This is a genomic window from Flagellimonas onchidii (assembly GCF_004804315.1).
In the GTDB taxonomy this organism is placed as follows: domain Bacteria; phylum Bacteroidota; class Bacteroidia; order Flavobacteriales; family Flavobacteriaceae; genus Flagellimonas; species Flagellimonas onchidii.
The window spans coordinates 1-26,091 of sequence record NZ_SRXX01000009.1 but is presented as its reverse complement, the minus strand read 5'-3'; the positions used below and the strand labels follow the sequence as shown (position 1 = coordinate 26,091).

The window sequence follows — 26,091 nt, the reverse complement described above, 5'->3', positions numbered from 1 at the left end:
AATATTAAGGTCCCAAATCCGCAATATTCTACCATAACAAGACTTAACCTATGCTACCTAAAAAAACAAGGCATTTGCTATATGCCGTGTTATTGGTGCTTATATCAATTTGTTGTTCCACGGTATTGGCAAAAACTGAAACGAGCAATCTTCTTGCTTCGCTTGTTTCTTTGGTTTCAGATTCTAAGGAAAAAGAGGAACATCCTGCGGTCTTAAAACAGACCAAAAAAGTTGACAAAGACTTTTCGTTGACAGCTTCAAGCAGTATGTTTATGACTATCATCCAAGGCGCAGATGAGGAAGTGGTTTGCCCCAATGATGGTAGTACATTGGCAAAGTTCTTTCTGTGTGGGACAAGTGATGTCAGAACACTTACTCTTAGCCAGTCCGGTGGGAGTTATCAATGGCAGCAGCTTGATACAAATACTTGTGCTCCAACTGTCGTAGATGATTGTCCAACGATAAATACTGCATGTACCTGGAATACGGTCGGGACTAGTTCAACTTTTGCGTTGGATTCAGCTGGCGAGTTTAGGGTACGTGTGGGTTCAGGGCAATATTTTTACTTCAAATCCACCCTAAATCCTCTTGACCCCCAATTGATCAAAGAAGATATTATTTGTGGTAACCCTGGAAGAGTAGAAGTTACCAATGTACCTGCTGGATATGAGTACAGCCTAAACAGTTCGGCAGGGCCTTATCAAGACGACCCATTCTTTGATGTGACCACAGCGGGTAATTATATGGTTTGGGTGCGATTGAAGAATGTATCGGCAAGTGCTTGTTTGTTTCCTTCAAACTCGGTTGATGTTCAGGATTTGGACATTACAATCGATGTAACCGCCAATGATATTCTTTGTAGCGGTGAGTTAGGAAGTGTGGATGTACAGGTTTCCGGAGTGCCGGGATTTTACACCTATCGTTTGATTAAAAACGGAGTTACAGTGGATACGTTTGGACCCAATGGGTCAGATTCCTATACATTTGCCAACGTAAGCCCTGGCACATACAGTATTAGGGTAGATACGAATGATTGTTCTGAGACCATCACCACAGATACTACAGGAAATCTCATAGAAATTGGAAATGGGATTAGTCCTTTGGATGTTTCGGCCACCGCTTCTGATAGTTTTGGTTGTGGCGCCACTTCTGTAGATGTTAATCTCACAACCTCGGGTGGAACCGCACCATATCGCTTCAGTGTTGATGGGGGTCCATTTGGTTCCACATACACGGGCTCAACCACATTTACCGTCAATACGGCAGCCACCTATGCTATTTTGGTAGAAGATGCCAATGGCTGTCAACGCAGCGCATCGGTTGATGTTCCAAATATCCCGCCTCCAATTTTTAACATTATTGAGGAAGATGCTAATTGCGGTGGTATAAATGATGGTAGAATTACCATTGATGTAACAAGTGGATTTGGTTACGAAATTGAGTATAGTATTAATAATGGTACCAGCTATCAAATAAGTAATGTGTTTTCCAATTTAGCTCCTGGAACTTATGATGTGGTGTTGCGATACGAACAAGATTCTTTTACTTGTACTACTTCCCCTCAAACAGCAACTGTTGGTACACCATCGACCATAACGGCTACTGCCACTCCGAATTCTGCACCCACATGTACCAATGAAACAGGTGGGCAAATTACTATTTCTGGAGTTTCGGGTGGAACCGCTCCATATGAATATAGTGTTGGTGCCGGTTTTGGAACGGGCACAGTATTTTCAAATCTGGGTATTGGAACTTATACCCCGTTGATTAGAGACGCGAATGGATGTGTACAGGCTTTGCCAGATATTGTTTTTAACACATTGGATAAGCCAACCAACTTGGATTTTTCCATATCAAGTTTAGACTGTATCACAACCACAGCTTCTGTTTCATTAACGGTTACTGGCGGTACAGCTCCTTACATCTACGAAATTGTGGCACCCGCTGCTAGTGCAATCAATAATGGCAATAACGATACGTTCACTGGTGTTGGACTGGGAACCTACACCTTTAGGGTAACCGATAACGAAGGATGTTCTTATGATGAAAACTATGCCATTACAGATATTAGTTCCATAGGAGTTCAAGGTCAACAGACAAGAGTGGTAACCTGTGTAGGTGATTCTGATGGGGAAGGACGTTTTCTTGTCGATGGATTTAACACAACTTATAGTTATAGCATAGATGGAGGAACCGTATTCACAGCGCAAAATGCAAGTATCATTCCCTTAACTGGATTGACAGCCGGAAGCTATGTGATTTCCGTGACAGATGAGGAAACCAACTGTACGGATACAGCTACCTTGGTTATTGAGGAACCCACAACGGCCTTTGCCATTTCCAGCTTAGATGTTACCGCTATGAGTTGCCAGAATGGAAACATAGGTTCAGTAAGGGTGAATACTGTAGGCGGATGGGGTGGTAATCGTTATACACTAACCCAGCCAGATAGTTCTACTAGAGGGCCAAAAAATGGAAGTGTGTTCTCTAATCTTTCCCAAGACGGGACATACCAGGTTAGTGTGACAGATGCAAATGGATGTACGGTAACGGATAGCTTTACATTGACCTCTTTACAGGCTCCAAGCTTGGCCTTGGATTCAGGAGCTTCTGACTTATGTTATGATAATTTTACCGCAGCAACCTTGGTGGTCAATGCAACCTTGGGTGCCGCACCATATCAATACCGAATTAATGGAGGTGCTTTGGGTGCCAGCAACACTTTTTCCGGACTTACCCCAGGAACATACACCATAGAAGTCGTGGATGCAAATGATTGTAGGGATACGGTTACCCAGATCATTGAACCCCAAGTGACAGCATTGGCAACAACCATTCAAGAATTGGATTGTGCCGGACCGCCAGCACAAATACAAGTAAACATTAGCAATGGTTATACTTCTGGAGGGAACTATGACATTTACGAAGTGAGCATCAATGGTGCGCCTTATACTTCTGACAGCAACAATATAACAGGGAATTCATTCGTATATAGCATTCCCAATGATGGGTCTATCATTTCAGATACAACATACCAATTCTTGATAACAGATAGTGAAGGATGTACAACTGAGTCAAATATTGTGACCATTACCCCTCCTGAAACCATTTCGGGCTCTGTTGTGGGCATGGACACACAATGTGGTGATAGTACCAGTGGTATTGTGGAGCTGATACCGGATACAACACAGGGAATCCCGCCATATGAATTTAGTAATGATAACGGTGCAACTTTCAGTACGCAAAATATTTTTTCGGGCTATGGACCCGGAACACATGGAGGCTTTGTTATCAGAGACAGTAGAGGATGTGTAAGCCCCGCATATGATGTAACTATTGGAGCAAGTGCTCCGTTGGATGCCACAGTTACTCCCACTCCTGCAGTTTGTTCTGCGGGAAATGTTCGCGGTTCCATTTCAACAACTATTAATAATGGAGTTTCCCCGTTTGATTATGTTTTATTGGATGCAGCTGGAAATCTGGTGGCCCAGTCATTGGCCACGACCAGTACAACAGTGAATTTCCCGAACCTTAATGTCGGGAATTATACTGTGGTTACAACCGATTCCCAGGGCTGCGAAGACAGGGATGATGTTGTTTTAGACCAAAATGTATTGGATTTGATTCCGTTAGATGTTACACCGCCGGTATGTTCTGGAACTGCTTTCACTTACCGTGTTCGAGCTACAGGAGGTACGGCTCCATATGAGTTTAGGTTGGTTGGAGACCCTACATTTCAACCTGGTACGGGTGTGAATGGAGATGAATATGATTTTACAGGACAGGTGACCTTCGGTATTACATATTTTGTTGAGGTACGTGATAATTTGGGTTGTACCTATATTGAAGAGATTGACCCCATTGCAGCAACTAATCCGGTTATCGTCACCGCAACCGCCACTACAGCTTCCTGTAATGTGTCTGGAACGGGAGAAATCAATTATGAAATTTCCGGCTTGCCGGCTAATCCCGCAAATTTTGAGGTTACGCTCGAAAATACCGATACTGGAGCCAATATTTCCGGCCCTACGACCTACACCAATGAACCGCTTCCTTTTAATGATACATTCACTGGATTGGCGCCGGGCAATTACCAAATTATTGTTACCGATACGGATTCTGGTTGTAGTGCTAGCACTAGAGTCTTTATCGGATTTAGCTCTCCTACTATCGTCGTAGACAGTAACGTGCAGGCTACCTGTAATGCTGGAGCTTTTGTTACAGTAAGAGGATTTGGAGGAACAGCACCTTTTGGATACGCCTATGTGCCCACAGGTGACCCCGCTCCAACAACTTTTGGAACGGACACCACTTTTGAAATAGCCGGTCCTTATCCCTCTGACTATGATTTTTATGTGCAAGATGCCAATGGATGTACTGCATTGACCACGGTCACGGTTTCCCAAGAACCGGGAATTCCAACTCCCACAATTGATGTAATAAATCAATGCACGGCTACCAGCGGCTATCAGATTAATGTTACTGCTCCCTTGACTACTGGACCTGGTCCGGAAACGACTTTCCAATATGATATTGGTAGTGGTTTTCAAAACAGCCCCAATTTTGTTGTACCGAACCCGGGAAGCTATATAATTACCATAAGAGATGGTAATGGATGTACCGATACTATCACGGCAGATGTTTTTGATTTCTTTGCGATTACGGCTGATGCTACATCATTTCCGACTTGTAATGCGGGAGATGGTGTCATTACGGTGAATACAACTGGGGGAAGTGGGAATTTTGAGTTCCAATTAAGGGATGCCGGTACTTTAGCAAATATTGGACCAGCGCAAAGTTCTAATGTATTTAATAGTGTATTGCCTGGAGATTATAATATTTTGGTTACAGATTTAAGTTCGAACACTTTTCCGCTTTGTTCCGATGAAGCGATTGTAAATGTGTCCACGGTAAACACACCGGTTATTACCGCTACACCAAGAACAGACGTAAGTTGTAATGGCGCTGCGGATGGTTCCATATTTGTGGAACTTCAACCCGGCAGTGATACGGATACTCCAATAAACTATGTTTTGTATGATGGTCCTAGCTCAACAGTACTTGCTGGCCCACAAGCATCTCCTTTGTTTGATAACTTGGCACCAGATACTTATCAGGTAGAAGTGATTTCTGACCGAGGGTGTACAGATCGTTCCGGAAATGTTGTAATTGGAGAACCATCACAGCTACAGGTTAATGCGGCCAACACACAATTTAGTTGTAATCCTTCGAGCAATCAATTCAGTACTGCTACTATTACAATTTATACCGATACCAATGGTGATGGTACGGGAACGGCTACGGGAACCGGTCCGTATACTTATAGTATGAACGATGGTACTCCTCAATTTGATGGAACAAATTTCCAAACAAGCAATGTGTTTGAGGTAATAGATAATGGTACCAATCAAAGTATTATTCTGACCGCCAGAGATCAAAATGGATGTGAAGAAACTACAACAGTCAACATTAACACACCAACAGATATAACATTTAGCCATAATGTGGGGCAAATAACCTGTGACGCCTCAGGAACTGGTGTTAACCCTGGATTTATCGAAATTATCGTAAACGAAGGTGCTGGAAACTATGAAGTGGAAATTCTTCCTTTAGGTTCCGAGCCCGCTAGAAATTCTTCTGGTACAGACAGGGTTGTTTGGCCAATTTCAACTCCTGGAGATTATATTTTTGCAGTGACCGACATTGGTAGTGGGGGATGTTCTTATCTAACCCCAACCATCAACATGCCTGAATATAATACTATTGAAGCTGTTGTTGCAGAAGTAGAACCGGTAACTTGTTTTAATGGTAGTGATGGGGTAATTAGTCTGGCTATCAACAATTATAGTGGAACCTATAATTATGAGGTGTTCTCCAGAGATAACGCTGGGGTTGAAACATCAACGGGTGTTACGGGAAGTTTTGATACCAATGCACCCATAAACTCTCCTGAAAGAATTACAGGAGTACCGGCGGGAAATCTTATTGTTCATATAGAAGCTTTGGATTCACCATTTTGCGACGTTGTTAGTAACGTTGTTACCGTGAGATCTCCTGACAGGGCTCTATCTGTAACAGCTGTACAAACTACCGAGGTTACTTGTAATGTTCCTGGATTTGGTGAGATTACGGCCTCTGGAGATGGCGGTTGGGGAACCTATGAATATCAATTGATCGCTCCAGATGGTGTTACTGTTTTGGTAGATTACCCAAATACGAATCCAATTTTCCAGAATCTTTCTACAGGAACCTACACGGTAAATGTCAGGGATTTTAGGGGATGTGAGGAGAGTACCAATATTAATTTGCCGCTACCTACACCAATTACTGCCGATATCCAAGTAGTACAACCGTTGCGTTGTAATAATGACAATGATGGAATTATAGAAGCGCACAATGTGACTGGAGGTCAAGGACCTGGCAATTATCTATATCAGTTGAACCGGATTACAGATGGTACCAATAGTGGATTGCAGACGACCCCTACATTTGCTAACCTGTCCGCTGGAGACTACACCATAACCATTTTTGACGGATGGAACTGCAGTTTTGTTACATTGCCAATTACTGTACAAGACCCAGAAATTGTTATAGCTGAACTTAGAGAATTACAACCACCTGGTTGTGGCGATTTGGGAAGAATGGAACTTACCGTGACAAATCCTGAGGTAGGGGTAGACTATTTTTACCGTAGATCAGGTACATCAGACCCTTTTACCCCTTTTGGTACCGGAATGACCAGTGTGGAAATCGCAGCGGATATTACTATAGATCCAGGACCTTTCCAATATGATGTACAAAATTCTAATGGATGTCCATTTGAGCTCTCAAATCAGATTTCGTTGGATCCAGCTGCGCCTCTGGTTATTGCATTGGACTTAACAAATGCCACAATCAATTGTGCTGGAGAAGCAACAGGAATCATTAGATCTGAAGCGTTTGGAGGAATTGGAAGTTATGTCTATACACTTTTAAATTCAAACACCCCTCCAAATCCAACAGCTGTAAATACGGTAAGACCGGCCCAAAGCTCAGGAATATTTAGAAATCTTGATGCTGGAACCTATTACGTTTATGCACAAAGTGGAGGGTGTGAGGCTATATCGGACCCAATTGTTATTGATCCCAAACCACCATTGGTTTTGGAATATTTAGAAGCTGTTCCCGTTGTTTGCGCCGGAGATGCCAATGGTCAGATTATTATTGAGGCCAGTGGAGGTACTGGAGACATAAGGTATTCTATTTCAGATACTTTAAGCGAGTTTTTTGAAGGAGACGACCCGACAAATCCAAACAGAAAGACATTTGATGACTTGGCTCCAAGAACATATGATATTATAATTCAAGACGATTTGGGATGTACCATTACCCGAACGGTAGAAATAACCCAACCGATGGAATTGGTTGCGGGAGTTGTAGCAACCACCCCAGAAACCTGTTTGGGTGATGCTGATGGAACCTTGACGTTGCAAGTATCAGGAGGTACAGCGCCATATTACACAAGTGTCAATTCTGCTGATGATGCCGATTTTGTACAGAATAACGCACTATATTTTGATAATTTGATGGGAGGGGAGACATATGTGATTTTTGTACGGGATGCAAATGGCTGTCAAACCAACGTCATTGCAGATATCGGAATAGGAATTGAACTGATGGCTGAACCTATAGTGGAATATGGTTGTGAGGGTATTTTCCCGAATAGTACGGCAACGGTGTCAATTGCAGATGCTTCATTGATTCCCAATTTGTTGTTCTCTTTGGATGTTGATGATGTCCAGTTGGCGACCGACCAAAGGATTTTTGGTGACTTGCCTGCGGGTGAACACACGGTTTATGTCTACCATCAAAACGGATGTGTAACTTTCGCGGAATTTGAAATTGATGCCTATGAACCATTGACATTGGAAGCTATGAAAACAGGACCGAACGAAATCACCGCTGTAGCAACAGGAGGTTTCGGAGGGTATGAATACTTTTTCCAAGGTGAATCCTTCGGAGAAGTCAATGTTTTTACCGTAAACCATGATTCAAATATCAACATCATGGTAAGGGACCAAAATGGATGTGTTGCTAATTTGGTAATGCCATTCGACTTTGATGGAATGCCAGAGATACCACCTTTTTTCACCCCAGACGGTGATGGTTTAAACGATTATTGGTACCCACAGAACAGGGAATTCTTCCCAAATATAGACGTAATCATATATGATCGTTATGGAAGAGTTGTGGCAAGACTGGACCAAGTGAAAAAATGGGATGGTATGTATGAAGGTAATCCGTTGCCCACAGGAGATTATTGGTACGTTGTAAATGCAAATGATCGTGAAAAGCAGCGATATGTCGGGCATTTTACACTTTATCGCTAACTAAAACTCTTTTTTCCTATATTTAAGGCAAGTTATCCGAGACGATTTTGGTTCTCATAGGATGTCAATAAGCCCAACTGAATGGACAAAAATGTAAACTCTGAAAATCCTTCCTTTCTTACGGATGAACGTGCCAATCTTGATTATTCCATTTTTCAACTGAATCTTATTCTTAACGGATATGATGATGCGGATAAACCCTATAAGATAGACTACAATGTTTTACTTATGAGCTATCACCTATGGGATGGTAAGGATTTAGAAGAATTTTGTCAGAAACAAACCATAAGTTATTTTCTTTTGAATCCTACCAATGATTCAGCTGAGGCTAGGGAAGCTTTTTATCTGGAAATTAGAGAGTTTTTATCCGGAAAATAGGGCGCACTAATTTTATGTTTTGTTTTTAAAGAGATTCTGTTTCGCAAGCACAAATTTCCTGTAGCGATTTATTTTATCATTACTCTTTTTATCTATTAAAACAAAAATATGGGTAGAAGAAAATTTATGGAACACCCGACGCTTCTAATTTTGGAGATGCTTTGAAATCAAAAAGAGTGGATTTTGAAATATTGGAAGCCTCGAACTGGATAGGCGGGTGTCTTAAAAAAATGATGGGTTCACGACAATATGGTTGGTGGATTTTCAAACCTTTCTTGTGGATATGGGCTTAAGCCTATAAGAATTTATGGGTCTTGAACATGGCAATAAAGAAATCATCATTGTCGGAATCCAGTATGTACAACCTGTTCTGTTCCTCACCGTTATCCAAATAAACTGACAACCTTGTGTCCGCATCTGTACGGTTCTCTTTGTGAACTATTGCAGGAACTCCCTTTATGGTCAATCTTCTGAAATAGATGGTCTCTGAGGTTTCCTCGACATCCTCCAAACGACCGAAACTTAAGAGGCCTTGGTCAAAGAAGATTGTCAAATTATCATTTTTAATTCTACCAATGTAAGTATCTATACCTTGGTCTTCGACCAGTTCCCATCCTTCGGGAGTGTTTATCTGAAAAGTTCTTGCAAGAATGGTATTTGGAAAATCTCCATTTGAATCTTCTTCCCCATTATTTGAACACCCTATGGAAAGACATGTAATCATTATTAAAGCAAGGATATTTTTGGTCATAATTCGTATATTATTCCAAAGGATATTTTGAAATATCTGGTTCACTATATTCAAAAAGCCCAGATTCATGGAAATAGTTGGCCATGGCCAATCCATCTCCATTTGATTTTTTAGTAGCTCTTAGCTCAAACCACTTTTCCATAAATTGATTCTGTTCTACCAATTCAGTCTTGGTTTCACTTACCATCTGGGTCAAGTCCGACAAATCGTTTTCATCAAACACCTTCACAAAGAAACTACTACCATAACTATTTATGCATAAATCCCCCATTGATTCCCAAATTGCATTGTTACAGTCATTGGTGTCCATTGTGAAATGTGTATAGGAAATGATTTCATTTTTGTTCAAATCCGAGATTATTTCGGTTATTTCCTCACAACTTTTAGAAGTATTGAACTTTAACGGTATCTCCTTGAACTTATATTTTGCAATGGTTTGAACTGTGTAGTCATAGTTTTGGTCAACAACATCGATGGTTGCAATAAACTTTTCGATTTCATTATCGTTAAAACTAGTGTCAATTGCAATTAGGATAAATTCGTTTGACATGTCCCCCAAAATATCCTTTGCCCCATTGTAATATTTGAAATTTATAAAATCACAACTGTTTTGGTCAAGGTTCGTTCCATCATCATTTGAGCAACTGATTAGGAAAGTACCGATTATTACAATTAGTATATAATTCCTCACAATGCTGTTTGTTGTTTTAATATTGGTACAAGATGCTTTCATCAGAATTTGCAATAATCAATCTGACTTGATTACCTCCAACCTGTAGATTTGAAATATCGAACGTTGATTCTTTGGTGATATATGCTTCGCAAAGTTCCTCGTTCCTTAACGATAGCCTTATCCTCCTTCGAGGTGTATTCGGTAATGTAACAGCTTGTGAGGCTATCAACTTCAGTTCCCAACTATCCCCATCACAGCCACCTGAAGCAAAGGTGATTTTTAAACAATCCCCATTTATGTCCAAGTCCATGATTTCCAATTCATCAGAAGGTGCATTATCAAATTGTTCGGAACTTACCAATGTTCTAAAGTCACAGTCTGTTGGTGTTTCGTTATCATCATTGTTTGAACATCCAACTGCAAGACATAAAGTCGTTATGAGAGCCAATATCTTTTTCATAGGAATATTATTGTTTTTGATAATATATAACTTCTCTGTCAAACCCATAACATTGTTCGTTGGTAAAGTCAATTGTAAGTATATTGTTCTGAAGTGAATAGTTATGGGTTGTGGGCTGGACACCAACGAACATTTTGCCCCTATATCCAATCGTGATTGAATCCTTGTTCAGGCTATAATCATAATTATCACTGGTCATAAATTCATTTGACCTTAGAAAATGGTTTTCCGTCTTAAAATCCAAAGTATCTTTTTTGTCCAGCGAAATCCATACGCCCAAGTCCAAAGAATTTGGAATGTCCTCTTTTGTGCAACTAAGGAGTAAAATGCACAGGACCATAAAAACTAGTATATTTTTGACCATGACCAAATCGTTTTTTTTAAGATATAATAGTGGCTCATGGGTTGCGCCAGTTCCATTGAAAATATCAAATGAAATAAGGACAAAGAGGAATTTTCTCTAAAATACCATCCATTCCATCAAACAAAAGAGAAACCAGGTCTGATTTTACTTCATCTAAGTAATGATTGATTTTGCACCATTGCCCTTTGCTTTTTGCCTCTTGGCATCCCAATGGTCTATATCGACCTTTTGCTTCAGGCTGATATTGGCCCGTTTTCCGTTAAGGGTAATCCGTAGATAAATTTTTGTAGCGTTGTTGTCGACCCTTTGGGAATATACCCAAAAAAGGATTGAAAATGTTGAAGAAGTGCGCATAGTTGTCGTCTTTTAAAATTGAACATTTGTTAAAGACAAAAGCCAAATCAACTTTGCAGGTTTCTTGGTTTTTAGATCATCAAATCAAAATGTGTTGACGTTTTGTTGACGATTTTGTAAAAGTGTTGACGATTTGTGAACCTTTAAAACCAAATCGAATCAAATTTTATGATTGTCCAAAAATCACAAAACCTTGCCAATCATATATTTAGCAAGGTTTTGTTAAAATTTGTTTTTCTATCCAGTGACCTGACTGGGGCTCGAACCCAGGACCCTCTCCTTAAAAGGGAGATGCTCTACCAACTGAGCTATCAGGTCAAAAAAACGCCCCACTAATCTGCGTAAGCGGGTGCAAATATAAGCCCAATAATTTATTTGGCAAGCCCAAATAATGATAAATTTGTGTTTTTTTGAAATCACTTTTAAATCTTATAAATGAAAGTAGTTTTGGTAGGTTATATGGCTAGTGGAAAGTCGTCGGTTGGAAGGCTGTTGTCCAACAAGTTAGATATTCCATTTATAGATTTAGACGAGTACATAGAGCAGCAGCAAGAAAAATCCATTCCCGAAATTTTTTCTGAAAAAGGTGAGATTTTCTTTAGAAAGCTAGAACACGAAATGTTGTCCAAGGTTTTAACTGAGCAAGAATCGGTACTCCTTTCCACAGGTGGGGGCACACCATGCTATAGCAATAATATGGGCACTATACTTGGGACAGCTGACCATTCCATTTATCTCAGCTTATCGATTCCAGCTCTTGTGGACAGAATTAGTAAAGAAAAGAAAAGTAGGCCTTTGGTTAAAAACTTGACAAATGAGGAACTTCCGGAGTTTATCGGGAAGCACCTTTTTGAAAGAAGACAATTTTATACGCAAGCGCAGCACACGGTAAATTGTGACAACAAATCTTTAGAAGAAGTAGTTGAAGAAATTAATCAGCTTCTACTCTAAATAAACAGCATCGTTCTTGGTTTGGAACTCCACCCGAATGTGTTCATTTAGTGAAGTGGAAAGGGAAATGCCTTTATAGTCGGCCTTAATAGGGTATTTTTTGTGGTTCCTGTTGACCAGAACGGCAGTTTTTAGCTGTTTAATCGGGGTTTTAAGAAAATGATGAACGCCATATATTAGCGTGGTTCCAGAATTCAGTACGTCGTCAACCAGCACAATGGATTTATTTTTGTAGTCGGCCTCCTCAATAGAAGTATTTACCCCACTTTTTAATGGATTCTTTTTATCCATAGTAAGCCTGCAAAGCACAATTTCGGCTTCAGTGATTTTTTTAAGGACCGTCGCTATTTTCTTGGCAAAATTTAGGCCACCTCCGTCAATACCGGCAACCACAATCTCTTCCTCATCCACATTGGCTTCGTAAATTTGATGGGCTATTCGTTTTACCTTATGCTGTATTTGTTCGTGGGTCAGGATTCGGTTTACCATAAGAAGTGCTTATTGGTTCAAAGATAAAAAACAGATCATTCCGATTCGTCCAAATAACCATCAATATCCCTGCGGTCTTTTTTTGTGGGGCGACCCATTCCTTTTTTACGGTAATGATCTTTAGCAAATTTGAGCAATTCGGTGTGCTCGAAAGCCTCTTTGGGGGTGGTATCCTTCCGATACATATCAACCAATTTAGCCCCGACACGGCTCTCCGGAATATCCAAAACAACAAGTTGGTAATCTATTTGGTTTTTCCTTATGACTATTTTGTCCATAGGAAATATCTCCCTAGAGGGTTTCACAGTGCTACCATTTACTTTCACATGCCCTTTTTTAACAGCATTTGTGGCAACGTTTCTTGTTTTAAAGTATCTAATACACCAAAGGTATTTGTCTATGCGCATAAACTCTGCAAATCTTTGTTAACGCAATACACAAAAATAACGGAAAATTGTATCTTGCGCAGCTAAATTATATAGTTAAATGAAGTACGGCATTTTTAGTTTGTTGTTGGTAGTGGCATTGTTCAGCTCTTGTAACAATGATGACAATGGGGGAGGACTTGAGGTAATCCCACCTAGATTACTGGCAGATGTGGCCATTGAGGATGACGAGGAAATCAGAGAGTTTCTAGAAACTCATTTTTATAACTATGAGGAATTTCAGAACCCTCCTGCCGGTTTTGATTATAGAATTAAGATTGACACTATAGCTGGTGAAAATTCTGATAAAAAACCAATGTCTGACTTCGTGGGCAGTAAAGAAATCAAAGTTTCTTCATCTGAGCATTTATTAAGCGAGGAAGAAACAGACATTGTCCATACACTTTATTATATTTCTGCTAGGCCTACTACGGAGGAGCTTAAGGAGATACGTGAGCAGAAAAGCTGTGAGGATTGCTTTCCTACTGTTGCTGATTCTGTTTTTGTACGTTATGAAGGAAAGCTTTTGAATGGAACATCGTTTGATGCTTCTTTAAACAATCCTATATGGTTTGATTTGGCAAGGTTACAAGATCTTACCCAAGGATTTAGAGGATTTGCGGAAGGAGTTCCAAATTTTATAAAGGGAAATAACATAATAGATAATGGAGACGGTACAGTAACCGTTGAAGATTATGGGGTTGGTTTGATTATTATGCCTTCTGGTTTGGCAACTTTTAATAGGGCGCAGGGAGCAATACCGCAGTATGCTCCGCTCATGTTTACTGTAGACTTGTTTACTTTGAACAGAACTGATCACGATGGCGACGGTATCCCTTCTATTGAAGAGGATGTCAATGGAAATGGTTACCTATATGATGATAATACCGATTTGCAAGATGAGATTGATGCTAGACTTACGGTAAGATTTGCAAATTTTCAGGATGCGGATGATGATGGTGATGGTGTATCTACTAGAAATGAAATATCCGACGACAATGGCAACATCATAATCCCTTACCCTGATTCAAATAATGACGGTACTCCTGATTATTTGGATCCTGATGTAAATTAAAAAACAAAGAAAAAGCCACCTAAAAGGTGGCTTTTTTATTAAAAATCATTTCTTTTTTTATCTGCGATTACTTCCACTGAGTTTTAGGGATAACGCAAATATTATTTGCGAAGGTCTAGAGTCTACCCGCCCTTCTACATTGGTAATGTTGTTGCCTATGAACCTAGCTTCATTTTCTGAAAATCCGCGCTCATAGCGAACATCCAATCCAATTCTTCCCAGATTGACGCCTACACCAGCATTTAATCCAACGGAAAAATCATTTTCTACATCTTGAACTCTTAAGTCGCCAAGATCATTGTCCAAAACATATTGAAAAGCAGGTCCGGCAAAAACGTGCAAAGGCCCTATAATTTTAACCCCAATAAGTACTGGAAGATCCAACTTGGAAAGATCATAATCGTTAGTAGCATTATTAAGGTTATAAGAACTCTTGGTTTTGGTGTACACTAGTTCTGGACGAATGTACATTTTAGGGAAATCTAGTTTTCCCCACAAACCGAAATGGTATCCGGTTTTACCTTCGGCACCCTCTACAACATTTTGTGCAGAGTTGCTCACAGTTTGAATCAAGTCACCGTTCTTGTTGTAACTAAGTCCTCCCTTGATTCCCCATCCTGTACCACTTTGGGCGAATGCAGCAGTTCCCATTAGGGCAAAGGCTGCCATTAGAAGTGTTTTCTTCATAAGTGTTTCGTTTAATTGATTGTAGAAATATCAAATATGATACCGAAAAATCTATTTTCGTTTCAACACTTTTAAAACGGCTTCTTGGATGGCTTTATTGTTTAATCCGTATTTCTCCATCAACTGATCTGGGGTTCCGCTTTCCCCAAAGGTGTCTTTAGTGGCTACAAATTCTTGAGGTGCGGGAAGATGACTTGCCAATACACGGGCAACACTTTCTCCAAGCCCTCCGAGATAATTATGCTCTTCTGCGGTAACCACGCATCCTGTTTTCTTTACAGATGCCAAAATAGCCTCATCATCCAAAGGTTTTATGGTGTGGATGTTGACTACCTCAGCAGAAATACCTTGACTTTCTAAAGCTTCGGCCGCAAGTAATGATTCCCAAACTAAATGTCCTGTAGCGATAATGGTCACATCAGTACCTTCGTTCAACATTAATGCTTTCCCAATTTCAAATTTTTGGTCGGCAGGGGTAAAGTTTGCTACTTTGGGTCTTCCGAATCGTAAATAAACGGGACCTTCATGTTCTGCAATAGCAATGGTCGCCGCTTTGGTCTGGTTAAAATCGCAAGGGTTGATGACGGTCATGCCAGGAAGCATTTTCATCAAACCGATATCCTCCAATATTTGGTGCGTAGCCCCATCTTCTCCAAGGGTAAGTCCGGCATGTGAAGCACATATTTTGACATTCTTATCGGAATAGGCTACGGATTGGCGGATTTGGTCGTACACTCTCCCTGTAGAGAAATTGGCAAATGTGCTGGTAAACGGAATTTTTCCACCTACAGTTAAACCTGCTGCGATTCCGATCATGTTTGCTTCAGCAATCCCAACTTGGAAGAAGCGTTCCGGATTTTCTTCAATAAAAGTTTCCAGTTTTAAAGAACCAACTAGGTCGGCGCATAGCGCCACAACATTAGGATTGGTTCTTCCCAATTCGGTCATTCCTGCTCCGAATCCACTTCGGGTATCTTTTTTTCCTTGATCTGTATATTTGGTCATGTCTGTTGCTTAAAAATTAATAATCACCTAAAGTTTCAGGGTTTTGGTCAAGTGCCGTGGCCAATTGTTCATCACTGGGCGCCTTGCCGTGCCAAGCATGGGTGTGCATCATAAAATCCACACCATTGCCCATTTCAGTGGTCATGACCACGCAAACAGGTTTGCCTTTTCCAGTTCTACTTTTGGCTTCGTTCAATCCTGCAATGACCTGATCTAGATTATTTCCATTTTCAATTTCCATGACATCCCATCCAAAAACTTTGAACTTTTCGGCAACATCACCCAAAGGCATTACATCTTCGGTGGAACCGTCAATTTGCTGTCCGTTTCGGTCAATAGTGGCAATTAGATTATCGACCTTTTTCCCAGCGGCATACATAATGGCCTCCCAATTTTGACCTTCTTGCAATTCTCCATCTCCATGCAAACTGTAGACTAAATGATCATCACCATTCAACTTTTTGGTCAATGCCGCCCCGATAGCAACCGACATACCTTGCCCCAAAGAACCAGAAGCAATTCTAACTCCGGGAAGACCTTCGTGGGTCGTTGGGTGACCTTGCAATCGGGAGTTGATAAGTCTAAAGGTGTTTAATTCATCAACAGGAAAATATCCTCTTCGTGCCAATACGCTATAAAAAACAGGAGAGATGTGGCCATTGGACAGGAAAAAAACATCTTCACCATGTCCGTCCATATCAAATCCTTCCTTCAAATCCATAATTTCATTGTAAAGGGCAACAAAAAACTCGGTACAACCCAAAGACCCCCCAGGGTGACCCGAATTCACCTTGTGGACCATCCGTAAAATGTCCCTTCTAACTTGGATTACTAAATCCTGTAATTCTTTACTGTTTGGCATCATATTTAATTTATGGAGGCAAAAGTAACGGCAATCGTTCTGCTACACAAGCACTAACACATTATTTTACGAAATGCTTTTTAACAGTTAAACTTTATTTTTTTGTTAAGGCTTTCTGGGAATCAGATAGCTATATTTGCGGTTTTAAAAGTACAGGTTGAAGTTTACATTAGTAAAGAAGGATAATCAGAGCAAAGCCAGGGCTGGTGAGATGGTTACCGATCATGGAACAATACAGACCCCAATTTTTATGCCCGTGGGAACGGTAGCCTCTGTAAAAGGAGTGCACCAGCGTGAGTTGAAGGAGGAAATCAACCCTGATATCATTTTAGGGAATACCTATCATTTATACCTCCGACCCGGAATGGAGATTATGGAAAAGGCTGGAGGATTGCATAAGTTCATGGGTTGGGATAGGAATATTTTGACCGATAGCGGAGGCTACCAAGTATATTCGCTTTCTGATAACCGTAAAATACAAGAAGAAGGGGTTAAGTTCAAATCCCATATTGATGGATCAAGACACTTTTTTACTCCCGAAAATGTCATGGAAATCCAGCGCACCATAGGTGCGGATATCATCATGGCTTTCGATGAATGTACTCCTTATCCCTGCGATTACAATTATGCCAAGCGATCCATGCATATGACCCATAGATGGTTGGAGAGGTGCATATCCCATTTGGAGAAACTACCTTTTAAATATGGATACTCGCAGAGTTTTTTTCCTATTGTTCAAGGCTCTACATATAAAGATTTAAGGAAACAATCGGCAGAATACATTGCAGGAGTAGGGGCAGAGGGTAATGCCATTGGTGGGCTTTCTGTAGGAGAACCGGCGGAAGAAATGTACGCTATGACCGAAATTGTATGTGATATTCTACCAGAAGATAAACCAAGATACCTCATGGGGGTCGGTACACCAATCAACATATTGGAAAATATTGCCTTGGGGGTTGATATGTTCGATTGTGTAATGCCCACCCGAAATGCTAGAAATGGAATGTTGTTCACAGCTCATGGTACCATCAACATCAAAAACAAAAAGTGGGAAGCTGATTTTTCTCCCATAGATGAAATGGGCATCACTTTCGTGGATACCGAATATACTAAAGCTTATTTACGTCACCTTTTTGCTGCCAATGAATATCTGGGCAAGCAAATCGCTACTATCCATAATCTCGGATTTTACCTTTGGTTGGTACGTACAGCAAGAGAACGTATTTTAGCGGGGGATTTTCATGAATGGAAGACAAAAATGGTAAAACAAATGGACAAAAGATTGTAAATGTTCACGATACTCGATAAATACATCTTAAAACGCTATTTGATTACCTTTTTAGGAATGCTCATGCTTTTCGTTCCCATCGGGATTATGGCCAACTTGGCGGAAAAGGTGGGCAAAATTATCGATAATGAAGCTCCTTTATCAGAAGTTATTGTGTTTTATGGCAATTTTACCTTAGTAATCGGAAACCTGTTACTTCCTATATTTTTGTTCCTGTCCATAATCTTTTTTACTTCAAAATTAGCGAGTAATACAGAGATTGTCGCAGTTTTGAGTTCTGGGGTTTCGTATTGGCGTTTTCTTAGACCTTATTTAGTGGGTGCAACGCTGGTTGCGATACTTATTTTTCTAATGGGAATGTTTATAGTTCCTCATGCCAGTATTGGTTTCAATGAATTTGAATATAAGTATTTTAAAAAGGGAAGGAAGGTTCAAGAAACAAGTAACATCTTCAACCAGTTAAATGATAATGACTATCTATATGTGAGCAGTTTTGATCCCAATCGAAAAAATGGAAAGGATTTCACATATGAACGCTTTGACCAAGACAAAAAACTGGAATGGAAAATTTCAGCAAAGAGTATTCGATGGGTAGAAAAGGATAGCATATACAGATTGACCAACTACGTAAAGCGAAAGCTTAGAGGAGATGTAGAAGTTGTTCAAAGGAAAAGAAGATTGGATACATTGTTCACCTTTAAAATAGAGGACCTTACTCCGGTTTCGTATGTTGCCGAGACAAAAAACCTTTTTGAACTCAATGAGTTCATAGATGACCAAAAACGAAAAGGCGCTTCCAACATCAATACATATATTTTGGTGAAGTATAAAAGATGGGCTTTGCCCATTGCTGCGTTCATCCTTACGATCATTGCGGTTGCCGTTTCTTCCGTAAAACGCAGGGGGGGAATGGGGCTGAATCTTGCTTTTGGTATAGGTGTGGCCTTTATTTACATATTCTTTGATAAGGTATTTGGTACTTTGGCAGAGCAATCTGGTTTTTCACCTTTGCTTGCGGTGGTCATTCCTAATCTTATTTTCGGCGCATTCGCAGTATATATGCTTATGAAAGCGAAGCGGTAAATAGACAATATTTTTAATGCATCAAGTTTTTATGAGTGTGGTGTAAAGTTTTATATTTGTCCCCACTATATTTTGATATCAACCTGAAATCAACTTTACATGGAGTATCTCGATTTTGAACTTCCCATAAAAGAGCTAGAGGACCAATTGCAAAAATGCATGGTCATAGGAGAGGAAAGTGACGTTGACGTCAGTGAGACCTGTCAGCAAATTGAAAAGAAACTTGACGAAACGCGCAAGGATATCTATAAGAACCTTACCGCTTGGCAGAAGGTGCAACTGTCAAGACATCCTAACAGGCCGTATACCATGGATTACATCAATGCGATTTGTGGTGATACCTTTTTAGAGCTATATGGCGATAGAAATGTAAAGGATGATAAGGCAATGATAGGCGGTCTTGGAAAGATAGGAGACCAAAGCTATATGTTTATCGGGCAACAAAAGGGTTACAATACCAAAACAAGACAATACCGAAATTTTGGTATGGCCAATCCAGAAGGGTATCGCAAAGCACTTCGCTTGATGAAATCCGCAGAAAAGTTTGGAATCCCTGTAGTGTGCTTTATTGATACTCCTGGAGCTTACCCAGGTATTGAAGCTGAGGAGAGAGGCCAAGGTGAAGCTATTGCAAGAAACATTTTGGAAATGACCCGTCTTAAGGTGCCGATTATTGTTGTAATTATTGGTGAAGGAGCTTCTGGCGGTGCTTTGGGCATAGGAGTGGGCGACACTGTTTTGATGCTTGAAAATACATGGTATTCGGTTATTTCACCTGAATCTTGCTCCTCTATATTATGGCGTAGTTGGGAATTCAAAGAGCAAGCTGCAGAAGCCTTGAAACTTACCGCGACTGATATGAAAAAGCAAAAGTTGGTAGATGAAATTGTGCGTGAACCATTGGGTGGGGCACATACCAATAGAGAAAAAACTTTCGAGACCGTAAAGAATAAAATTTCCGCTCATTTTGAGGAACTCAAAAAGTTATCACCAAAAGAATTGGTGAAAACAAGAATGGAAAAATATGCCTCAATGGGTGTCTTCAACGGATAATTAGGGTTTTTCAGCGGTCATTCTTTTTTATTAGATTTTTTCTTCAAACATTTTTACGTTGTTAACAAGCTTTATGAGTTTTCAACAGTAACTTTGTTGAAGACCTGTGAACATCGAGTTCCTTAAAATTAAAGTTAACTAAAGGTTAATTAGCTACATTCGCACTTATGGACAAACCAAGCCCTGTTGTAGGTCATAAAGTTGACAAGTCCACGCTCATTACTTTAGAGCATGGTAAAATTCCCCCTCAAGCTGTTGATTTAGAGGAAGTTGTGCTTGGTGCGATGATGATTGACAAAAAAGGTGTGGATGAGGTAATAGATATCTTACATCCCGATGTTTTTTATAAAGATGCCCATAGATTTATTTACGATGCTATCTTCAAATTGTTTGAATCATCGGAACCTGTGGATTTATTAACCGTTTCTTCCCAATTAAAGAAAGATGGTAAGTTAGAAGCTTCAGGTGGGGATTTTTATCTCATAAAACTGACCCAAAAAGTAGCTTCATCGGCGCATATTGAGTTCCATGCGCGTATCATTCTTCAAAAATACATCCAACGAAGTTTAATTAAAATTTCGAACGAGATAATTGAAGATGCTTACGATGAATCCACGGATGTATTTGATTTGTTGGATAGTGCCGAAGCGAAACTGTACGAGGTCACCCAAGGTAATTTGAAACGATCAGCCGAAACCGCTTTGGATTTGGTTATTCAGGCCAAGAAAAAAATAGAGGAAATTTCAAACAAGGAGGGTACAAGTGGAATTCCTTCGGGATTTGACAAATTGGATAAGCTAACATCAGGGTGGCAACCCAGTGATTTGGTCATTGTTGCTGCAAGGCCTGGTATGGGTAAAACAGCATTAACGCTTTCCATGGCACGGAATATAGCCGTTAACTCAGGGATTCCAGTTGCGTTCTTTTCTTTGGAAATGTCATCCGTTCAATTGATTACAAGGTTGATTTCTTCTGAAACAGGGCTTTCTTCCGAAAAACTGCGTACCGGTAAATTGGAAAAACACGAATGGGAGCAGTTGAACGTAAAGGTGAAGGCTTTGGAAAAGGCCCCTTTATTTATTGATGATACTCCATCCCTGTCCATTTTTGACCTCAGGGCAAAAGCACGAAGATTGGCATCCCAACATGGAATACAGCTGATAATCATAGATTATTTGCAGTTAATGACCGCGGGGGGAAGTCAAAAAGGAGGTAATCGCGAACAAGAGATTTCTACCATTTCACGAAACCTAAAAGCGTTGGCAAAGGAATTGAATGTTCCCGTGATTGCACTGTCCCAGCTTTCCAGAGCAGTGGAAACGAGGGGAGGAAGCAAGCGGCCGATTCTATCGGATTTAAGGGAATCTGGAGCTATTGAGCAGGATGCTGATATTGTATCGTTCATTTATCGCCCTGAATACTACAAAATTGATGAATGGGATGACGAAGAACGTACTCCTACACAAGGTCAAGCAGAATTTATTGTTGCCAAACACCGTAATGGTGGATTAGAGAATATTAGGTTAAAGTTCATTGGGGCTCTAGGTAAATTTGATAACTTGGATGACTTTGATTCTCCATTCGAATTCCAATCTAAAATGAATGCGGATGAGGAAAACCCCTTTGCGCCACCAAGTCTGCCCAGTGCCGATGAGGCTTTTGGCAGTACAATGAACAGCGACGATGACCCGGATAATGACGTACCTTTTTAAGAACTTTACTTTGTCATTTCGAGCGAAAGCGAGAAATCTCACTTTTATTTTTGTTTTTTTATTTGTTCTTAAAACTACAGCTTCAGTAATCCTTGTTCCGATGGATGCCGAAAGCCAGAAAAACCATTTGAAGGCATACGGTATTACCTATTGGGTGTTGACCAAACAACAAAAAGTACAATGGCTGTTGAACTATAGAGGAGGCTCCTTTTTATTGCCAGATGGAGAATCTATTAGAAAAGAATGCCAGATACGCGGGGTTTCTTTCGAGGTATTATCAGATGCCAAAGCAGAATCTATTTTAGACGGAATCAGCAGCCCTTCGCAAAACCAAGAAGCGGTCATATTGGAAAAGGCACCAAAGATTGCTGTCTATTCCCCAAAGGGAAATCAACCGTGGGATGATGCCGTAACTATGGTATTGACTTACGCCGAAATTCCTTATGTAACCATTTATGATGAAGAGGTACTGGACAATAAATTGGCACTTTACGATTGGTTGCACTTGCATCATGAAGACTTTACCGGGCAATATGGTAAATTCTATGGCGCATATCGGGCAGCACCTTGGTATATAGAGGGTAAAAAACAAGCCGAAGCATTGGCTACAAAGCTTGGGTATTCTAAAGTGTCTGAGCAAAAAAGAGCGGTTGCCTTAAAAATCAGAAATTATGTGATTGGTGGTGGGTTTATGTTCGCCATGTGTTCCGCTACCGATAGTTTTGATATTGCGCTTGCCTCGGAAGGTGTTGATATCTGTGAGCCCATGTTCGATGGTGACCCCTCAGATGCCAATTATCAAGGGAAATTGGATTTTAGCAGAACATTTGCTTTTACCGATTTTATTTTGGAGCGCAATCCATTGCGATATGAGTTTTCTTCGATTGATATGACCAATAAACGGAGAGGTGTTCCCAAAGAATCGGATTATTTTTCGTTGATGGAGTTTTCGGCCAAGTGGGATCCCGTACCCACTATGCTAACGCAAAACCACACCAGTTTGGTAAAAGGGTTTATGGGGCAGACCACAGCCTTTACTCGTGATGAGGTGAAGCCAACGGTCATGGTTTTGGGAGAAAACAAACTTAACAGCGAAGCGCGATATATCCACGGTATAAAAGGGAAGGGCTTCTTTACTTTTTATGGCGGGCACGATCCCGAAGATTACCAGCATAGAGTAGGGGACCCCAAAACCGAATTGGAACTGCATCCGACTTCGCCGGGATACCGCCTTATTTTAAATAATGTGTTGTTTCCAGCTGCAAGGAAAAAGAAGCAGAAGACTTAATCCATTACATAACTTGTAATTGACCAAAGCCATCAAATTCAAATCATTTTTGTACTTGTAAGCATCTGCTTATACTATTATTGTCTGCTCATTAACTAACTCTTTAAAATACTCTTATTCTTATGAGTCTTGTTCTACCTTGGTAACTTTTGGGATTGCTAATGCTAACTCTAATGGCTCTTCTATAGCCTGTAGTAAGGTTCTATTTCGGTGGTTAAAGTGTATATGAGCTTGCTCATAATTTATTGTTTTAATCAATTTAAGGTTAACAACCTTTCACTTATGATTAATTTTTTTTCTTTAATAACAACAAACAATACATAAGAATACTTATTATATAAACCCAATAAGGGATTTTAAAAATACACTTCATGAATTTTTCACCAAATAACTCATTCTCATCACTATATAGAATATAACCATTTATTCCATCAACATTATTTAACATAATATTTTCCTGTACCAAATTGTTTTTAAAGCATAAAAAAACTGTGGTGTCTCCATGAAGCCTTATAATGACTAAGAATAGTTTCATCAAAAACATTATTAATGTTACTATACAAAGAAATTTCAAGACTTTTTTATTGATTAACCGCATTGTCATTTTAACTCAAGATTATATGCCTCCTCCATAAGTTTCGGTCCTTTAACATTTCCAACCCCTCCATTATAGAATACCATAACATTGTTTAAGCTGTCTATTTTTTGCCCAACCTCATACCTTGGGTTTACATTGATTTTTTTAGACACAAAACATCCAATTGTAAGCACTATAAAAACCCCACGGAGGAAGAAAATACATTTGTAGGCATCTTGCCTATACTATTATTACGCCTACCCATTAATTCATTATTTTAAAATAAACCCAAAGAAGGATAAAGAAAGTAGGGAGTGAAAGAACCATAATCAGGTTACTATTTCTCTTTGTTATCTGTTTTCTTTTTTGTAGAAAGAATATTTCACCTAATAAGCCAAAAGACCAAAAGGCATAAAACATCAAAAACCACGGAATAATGCTAAGTACATCACCAGTACCACATCTTCTGCTAGGATTTAATGTGGATAAACCAATAATTACGGAACTAAACACTAGTATTATAAATACTAAAACTCTTAATAAAACGTGCTTTAAGATTTGGCTCATCTTAATAATCTATGATTTGAAACAAACTCTCGATAGACATATGAAGTTCTTAAATTTAAACTTTAAAATCTGAGTCAAATTGACGGACGGCCCTTTTGAGTTGACGGATTAATGGCAAGGATACCCCGCACTAATATTGGTTAGTTTGTTTTGCTTAAATAGGATGATTATGCCACAATATGGCCTTCCTGAAAGTGGACATTCTTTTAAAACATCTTTTATTTTAATGAATCTTGTGTCCTCATTTTTCCATTCTCTGAATATTGCAATACCCATATCTTCACGCTTTTTTTCAAAAACTGAGTAGGAGTCTCCTATGTTAAAAATTGCTTTGCAATATTCCAACTCCACATTTTCACAGGCTTTGGTTGCATTATATTTTTTTCGATTACTTTTTTTGATGTATTCTATTATCGCGTGCCCTGCTCCTAATAAGCTTATAAGAATGATTGCAAACAAAATTGTTTTTCCATTTTTCATGAATATTGCCTTTTTATCAATGCCTCAGGATGCGTGCAGAAGAGGTATAAAAAAATAAGAAATAACCATTCCAAAGGCTTCATGAGCAAATAGGTCAAATTGGATCTTTTGGTCGTGTTTATTTTTGATGATAGGTTGTACCCGTAGATGTCATAGTTTTTACGGATGACCTTATGCAGTCTTGGAAGATTTTTCTGAATCACTTCCTCAAAGGCATTCGCAACCATTAATTGCCTGTTTACTATGATAGGGTTTCCGTGCCTTGTGCCCATTCGAACCGGTTTTACGATTTTAGGAGATCCTATAGCAGCAACCGTGCATAAATAATGACCCTGATGATCTAAGAGAGGTGGGTGCATTTTCTGGGAAAACCGCCAGGTGGTGGTATCGGTGAACACTTTTACCATGCTATCATAATCTTGCCCAAAGAGCATTAAAATTACCGTTACCAAAAAGAAAACCGGAAAAATAGATAGCACGATCGCCAATGGATATGCTTTTCGTTTTAAGAGAATTCCATGCAAGTAATTTAAAGTGGGGTTTGTGTATTCATAATTATCAAAACGAGTTGCTATAGCGTCAAAGCTTTTGAACAACACATAAAGAGAGCTTATACTGGTCACCAACGGATAAAAAAAGAAAGGTGTAATGCTGAATTTATCTGGAGGGCCATCTGACAGATTGATTTCATGTTTATAATCGATAGAAGTTTGGGCAATGATAAATATGCATATTATGATTCCGATGATAACCAGCGCATAACAAACCACCCAGGTAAGTGGGGGTAGCGTTTTGCTTTTAAAGCATAACAATCCTTTGGCAATGAGGTACAGCGCATAAAAAGCAAATAAGGTCCAAATATGTTGCCAACCGAAGGGGGTATAGCCCTCGTCCAATATATCTATGGCCACATTATATTCGTTGCTGTTCATTAAAAAATAGAAGGCAAAAGCAAGAAATGCCAATAAATGGATCCATAGTGTGATAATGGTGAGTATTGACACATCGGATTTTAGTGCCAAATAGGAGAAAAATAGAATGAGCAGAAAAAATATAAAGATTACGATCATTGCTTATTTGTACTAGCCACTACTTAACCTGACAGTTGTGGTTAATCTGACACTTGAAAAGAACCTTTAAGCTCATTGTATTCGATGAGCTTTTCTTTTGCTAAAAGTATGGAATCCTCAAAAGTCTGCA

21 protein-coding genes and 1 tRNA gene are annotated in these 26,091 nt (G+C 39.7%); 9 read left to right on the top strand and 13 right to left on the bottom strand.

The genetic code is table 11. The features are described 5' to 3' along the window. The first annotated feature begins 50 nt into the window (after positions 1–50). Both E4661_RS10630 and E4661_RS10625 read left to right on the top strand, forming a co-directional pair. The gene (locus E4661_RS10630) at positions 51–8,369 is read left to right on the top strand and encodes a T9SS type B sorting domain-containing protein (protein WP_136467124.1); all 8,319 of its coding nucleotides are present in this window, start codon (positions 51–53) and stop codon (positions 8,367–8,369) included. Between the two features lie 81 nt (positions 8,370–8,450). Next, entirely contained in the window at positions 8,451–8,747 is a 297-nt protein-coding gene (locus E4661_RS10625; RefSeq protein ID WP_136467122.1) for a hypothetical protein, read from the top strand. Between the two features lie 295 nt (positions 8,748–9,042). Here E4661_RS10625 and E4661_RS10620 read toward each other — a convergent pair whose 3' ends face one another. The 6 genes from E4661_RS10620 to E4661_RS10595 all read right to left on the bottom strand — a co-directional run bounded on the left by E4661_RS10620 (position 9,043) and on the right by E4661_RS10595 (position 11,667). Next, positions 9,043–9,498: a hypothetical protein gene (locus E4661_RS10620; protein ID WP_136467120.1), complete on the bottom strand. Its 456-nt coding sequence runs from the start codon at positions 9,496–9,498 to the stop codon at positions 9,043–9,045. 10 nt (positions 9,499–9,508) lie between these two features. Then, positions 9,509–10,231 (bottom strand): hypothetical protein, encoded by a 723-nt coding sequence (locus E4661_RS10615; RefSeq protein WP_136467118.1) that lies wholly within the window; start codon positions 10,229–10,231, stop codon positions 9,509–9,511. Beyond that, the gene (locus E4661_RS10610; RefSeq protein WP_136467116.1) at positions 10,206–10,631 is read right to left on the bottom strand and encodes a hypothetical protein; all 426 of its coding nucleotides are present in this window, start codon (positions 10,629–10,631) and stop codon (positions 10,206–10,208) included. Before E4661_RS10610 ends, E4661_RS10615 begins: the two co-directional genes overlap by 26 nt. Positions 10,632–10,638: 7 nt before the next feature. After that, on the bottom strand, positions 10,639–10,995 hold the full coding sequence (locus E4661_RS10605) for a hypothetical protein (RefSeq protein WP_136467114.1): 357 nt from the start codon (positions 10,993–10,995) through the stop codon (positions 10,639–10,641). A gap of 153 nt (positions 10,996–11,148) precedes the next feature. Beyond that, positions 11,149–11,349 (bottom strand): Arm DNA-binding domain-containing protein, encoded by a 201-nt coding sequence (locus E4661_RS10600; RefSeq protein ID WP_136467112.1) that lies wholly within the window; start codon positions 11,347–11,349, stop codon positions 11,149–11,151. 245 nt (positions 11,350–11,594) lie between these two features. Beyond that, positions 11,595–11,667, bottom strand: a tRNA-Lys gene (locus E4661_RS10595). Positions 11,668–11,784: 117 nt separating this feature from the next. On the opposite strand from E4661_RS10595, the gene E4661_RS10590 reads away from it, so the two are divergent. Then, positions 11,785–12,300 (top strand): shikimate kinase, encoded by a 516-nt coding sequence (locus E4661_RS10590; RefSeq protein WP_136467111.1) that lies wholly within the window; start codon positions 11,785–11,787, stop codon positions 12,298–12,300. Here the strand turns inward: E4661_RS10590 and E4661_RS10585 are convergent. Both E4661_RS10585 and E4661_RS10580 read right to left on the bottom strand, forming a co-directional pair. Next, entirely contained in the window at positions 12,292–12,789 is a 498-nt protein-coding gene (locus tag E4661_RS10585; protein ID WP_136467109.1) for a phosphoribosyltransferase family protein, read from the bottom strand. The two genes, E4661_RS10590 and E4661_RS10585, sit on opposite strands and share 9 nt — an antisense overlap. A 35-nt stretch (positions 12,790–12,824) precedes the next feature. Further along, positions 12,825–13,196, bottom strand: a complete 372-nt coding sequence (locus tag E4661_RS10580) for an RNA-binding S4 domain-containing protein (RefSeq protein WP_136467107.1) — start codon at positions 13,194–13,196, stop codon at positions 12,825–12,827. A gap of 79 nt (positions 13,197–13,275) precedes the next feature. Here E4661_RS10580 and E4661_RS10575 point away from each other — a divergent pair, with 79 nt between their 5' ends. Further along, positions 13,276–14,289, top strand: a complete 1,014-nt coding sequence (locus tag E4661_RS10575; protein WP_136467105.1) for an FKBP-type peptidyl-prolyl cis-trans isomerase — start codon at positions 13,276–13,278, stop codon at positions 14,287–14,289. Between the two features lie 57 nt (positions 14,290–14,346). Here E4661_RS10575 and E4661_RS10570 read toward each other — a convergent pair whose 3' ends face one another. From E4661_RS10570 to E4661_RS10560, 3 genes are read right to left on the bottom strand one after another with little or no spacing between them, the layout of a single operon-like run. Continuing rightward, complete coding sequence (locus tag E4661_RS10570) at positions 14,347–14,976, bottom strand: outer membrane beta-barrel protein (RefSeq protein ID WP_136467103.1); 630 nt, start codon at positions 14,974–14,976, stop codon at positions 14,347–14,349. Between the two features lie 51 nt (positions 14,977–15,027). Next, complete coding sequence (locus E4661_RS10565; protein ID WP_136467101.1) at positions 15,028–15,981, bottom strand: transketolase family protein; 954 nt, start codon at positions 15,979–15,981, stop codon at positions 15,028–15,030. 16 nt (positions 15,982–15,997) lie between these two features. Next, the gene (locus E4661_RS10560) at positions 15,998–16,843 is read right to left on the bottom strand and encodes a transketolase (RefSeq protein ID WP_136467430.1); all 846 of its coding nucleotides are present in this window, start codon (positions 16,841–16,843) and stop codon (positions 15,998–16,000) included. Positions 16,844–17,000: 157 nt separating this feature from the next. Between E4661_RS10560 and tgt the strand changes: the two genes are divergently transcribed. The 5 genes from tgt (at position 17,001) to E4661_RS10535 (ending at position 23,267) form a co-directional block, all read left to right on the top strand. Beyond that, the gene (gene tgt, locus E4661_RS10555; RefSeq protein WP_136467099.1) at positions 17,001–18,131 is read left to right on the top strand and encodes a tRNA guanosine(34) transglycosylase Tgt; all 1,131 of its coding nucleotides are present in this window, start codon (positions 17,001–17,003) and stop codon (positions 18,129–18,131) included. After that, the gene (locus E4661_RS10550; protein ID WP_136467097.1) at positions 18,132–19,214 is read left to right on the top strand and encodes an LptF/LptG family permease; all 1,083 of its coding nucleotides are present in this window, start codon (positions 18,132–18,134) and stop codon (positions 19,212–19,214) included. It abuts the gene before it with no gap. A gap of 99 nt (positions 19,215–19,313) precedes the next feature. After that, positions 19,314–20,267: an acetyl-CoA carboxylase carboxyltransferase subunit alpha gene (locus E4661_RS10545; protein ID WP_136467095.1), complete on the top strand. Its 954-nt coding sequence runs from the start codon at positions 19,314–19,316 to the stop codon at positions 20,265–20,267. Between the two features lie 167 nt (positions 20,268–20,434). Then, complete coding sequence (gene dnaB / locus E4661_RS10540; RefSeq protein ID WP_136467093.1) at positions 20,435–21,979, top strand: replicative DNA helicase; 1,545 nt, start codon at positions 20,435–20,437, stop codon at positions 21,977–21,979. Continuing rightward, a complete protein-coding gene (locus E4661_RS10535; RefSeq protein WP_240751457.1) occupies positions 21,963–23,267 on the top strand; it encodes an asparagine synthetase B in 1,305 nt (434 codons plus the stop codon). Before dnaB ends, E4661_RS10535 begins: the two co-directional genes overlap by 17 nt. Positions 23,268–24,519: 1,252 nt before the next feature. Here E4661_RS10535 and E4661_RS10530 read toward each other — a convergent pair. Beyond that, a complete protein-coding gene (locus E4661_RS10530) occupies positions 24,520–24,891 on the bottom strand; it encodes a hypothetical protein (RefSeq protein ID WP_136467089.1) in 372 nt (123 codons plus the stop codon). After that, positions 24,888–25,961: a DUF6688 domain-containing protein gene (locus E4661_RS10525; protein ID WP_168796362.1), complete on the bottom strand. Its 1,074-nt coding sequence runs from the start codon at positions 25,959–25,961 to the stop codon at positions 24,888–24,890. Before E4661_RS10525 ends, E4661_RS10530 begins: the two co-directional genes overlap by 4 nt. Positions 25,962–26,091: the final 130 nt, after the last annotated feature.

What these genes read in the sequence shown, in the direction of transcription:
- E4661_RS10630 (WP_136467124.1), top strand. Translation starts at nt 51, where the DNA reads ATGCTACCTAAAAAAACAAGGCATTTGCTATATGCCGTGTTATTGGTG.
- E4661_RS10625 (WP_136467122.1), top strand. Translation starts at nt 8,451, where the DNA reads ATGGACAAAAATGTAAACTCTGAAAATCCTTCCTTTCTTACGGATGAA.
- E4661_RS10620 (WP_136467120.1), bottom strand. Translation starts at nt 9,498, where the DNA reads ATGACCAAAAATATCCTTGCTTTAATAATGATTACATGTCTTTCCATA.
- E4661_RS10615 (WP_136467118.1), bottom strand. Translation starts at nt 10,231, where the DNA reads ATGAAAGCATCTTGTACCAATATTAAAACAACAAACAGCATTGTGAGG.
- E4661_RS10610 (WP_136467116.1), bottom strand. Translation starts at nt 10,631, where the DNA reads ATGAAAAAGATATTGGCTCTCATAACGACTTTATGTCTTGCAGTTGGA.
- E4661_RS10605 (WP_136467114.1), bottom strand. Translation starts at nt 10,995, where the DNA reads ATGGTCAAAAATATACTAGTTTTTATGGTCCTGTGCATTTTACTCCTT.
- E4661_RS10600 (WP_136467112.1), bottom strand. Translation starts at nt 11,349, where the DNA reads ATGCGCACTTCTTCAACATTTTCAATCCTTTTTTGGGTATATTCCCAA.
- E4661_RS10590 (WP_136467111.1), top strand. Translation starts at nt 11,785, where the DNA reads ATGAAAGTAGTTTTGGTAGGTTATATGGCTAGTGGAAAGTCGTCGGTT.
- E4661_RS10585 (WP_136467109.1), bottom strand. Translation starts at nt 12,789, where the DNA reads ATGGTAAACCGAATCCTGACCCACGAACAAATACAGCATAAGGTAAAA.
- E4661_RS10580 (WP_136467107.1), bottom strand. Translation starts at nt 13,196, where the DNA reads ATGCGCATAGACAAATACCTTTGGTGTATTAGATACTTTAAAACAAGA.
- E4661_RS10575 (WP_136467105.1), top strand. Translation starts at nt 13,276, where the DNA reads ATGAAGTACGGCATTTTTAGTTTGTTGTTGGTAGTGGCATTGTTCAGC.
- E4661_RS10570 (WP_136467103.1), bottom strand. Translation starts at nt 14,976, where the DNA reads ATGAAGAAAACACTTCTAATGGCAGCCTTTGCCCTAATGGGAACTGCT.
- E4661_RS10565 (WP_136467101.1), bottom strand. Translation starts at nt 15,981, where the DNA reads ATGACCAAATATACAGATCAAGGAAAAAAAGATACCCGAAGTGGATTC.
- E4661_RS10560 (WP_136467430.1), bottom strand. Translation starts at nt 16,843, where the DNA reads ATGCCAAACAGTAAAGAATTACAGGATTTAGTAATCCAAGTTAGAAGG.
- E4661_RS10550 (WP_136467097.1), top strand. Translation starts at nt 18,132, where the DNA reads ATGTTCACGATACTCGATAAATACATCTTAAAACGCTATTTGATTACC.
- E4661_RS10545 (WP_136467095.1), top strand. Translation starts at nt 19,314, where the DNA reads ATGGAGTATCTCGATTTTGAACTTCCCATAAAAGAGCTAGAGGACCAA.
- dnaB (WP_136467093.1), top strand. Translation starts at nt 20,435, where the DNA reads ATGGACAAACCAAGCCCTGTTGTAGGTCATAAAGTTGACAAGTCCACG.
- E4661_RS10535 (WP_240751457.1), top strand. Translation starts at nt 21,963, where the DNA reads ATGACGTACCTTTTTAAGAACTTTACTTTGTCATTTCGAGCGAAAGCG.
- E4661_RS10530 (WP_136467089.1), bottom strand. Translation starts at nt 24,891, where the DNA reads ATGAAAAATGGAAAAACAATTTTGTTTGCAATCATTCTTATAAGCTTA.
- E4661_RS10525 (WP_168796362.1), bottom strand. Translation starts at nt 25,961, where the DNA reads ATGATCGTAATCTTTATATTTTTTCTGCTCATTCTATTTTTCTCCTAT.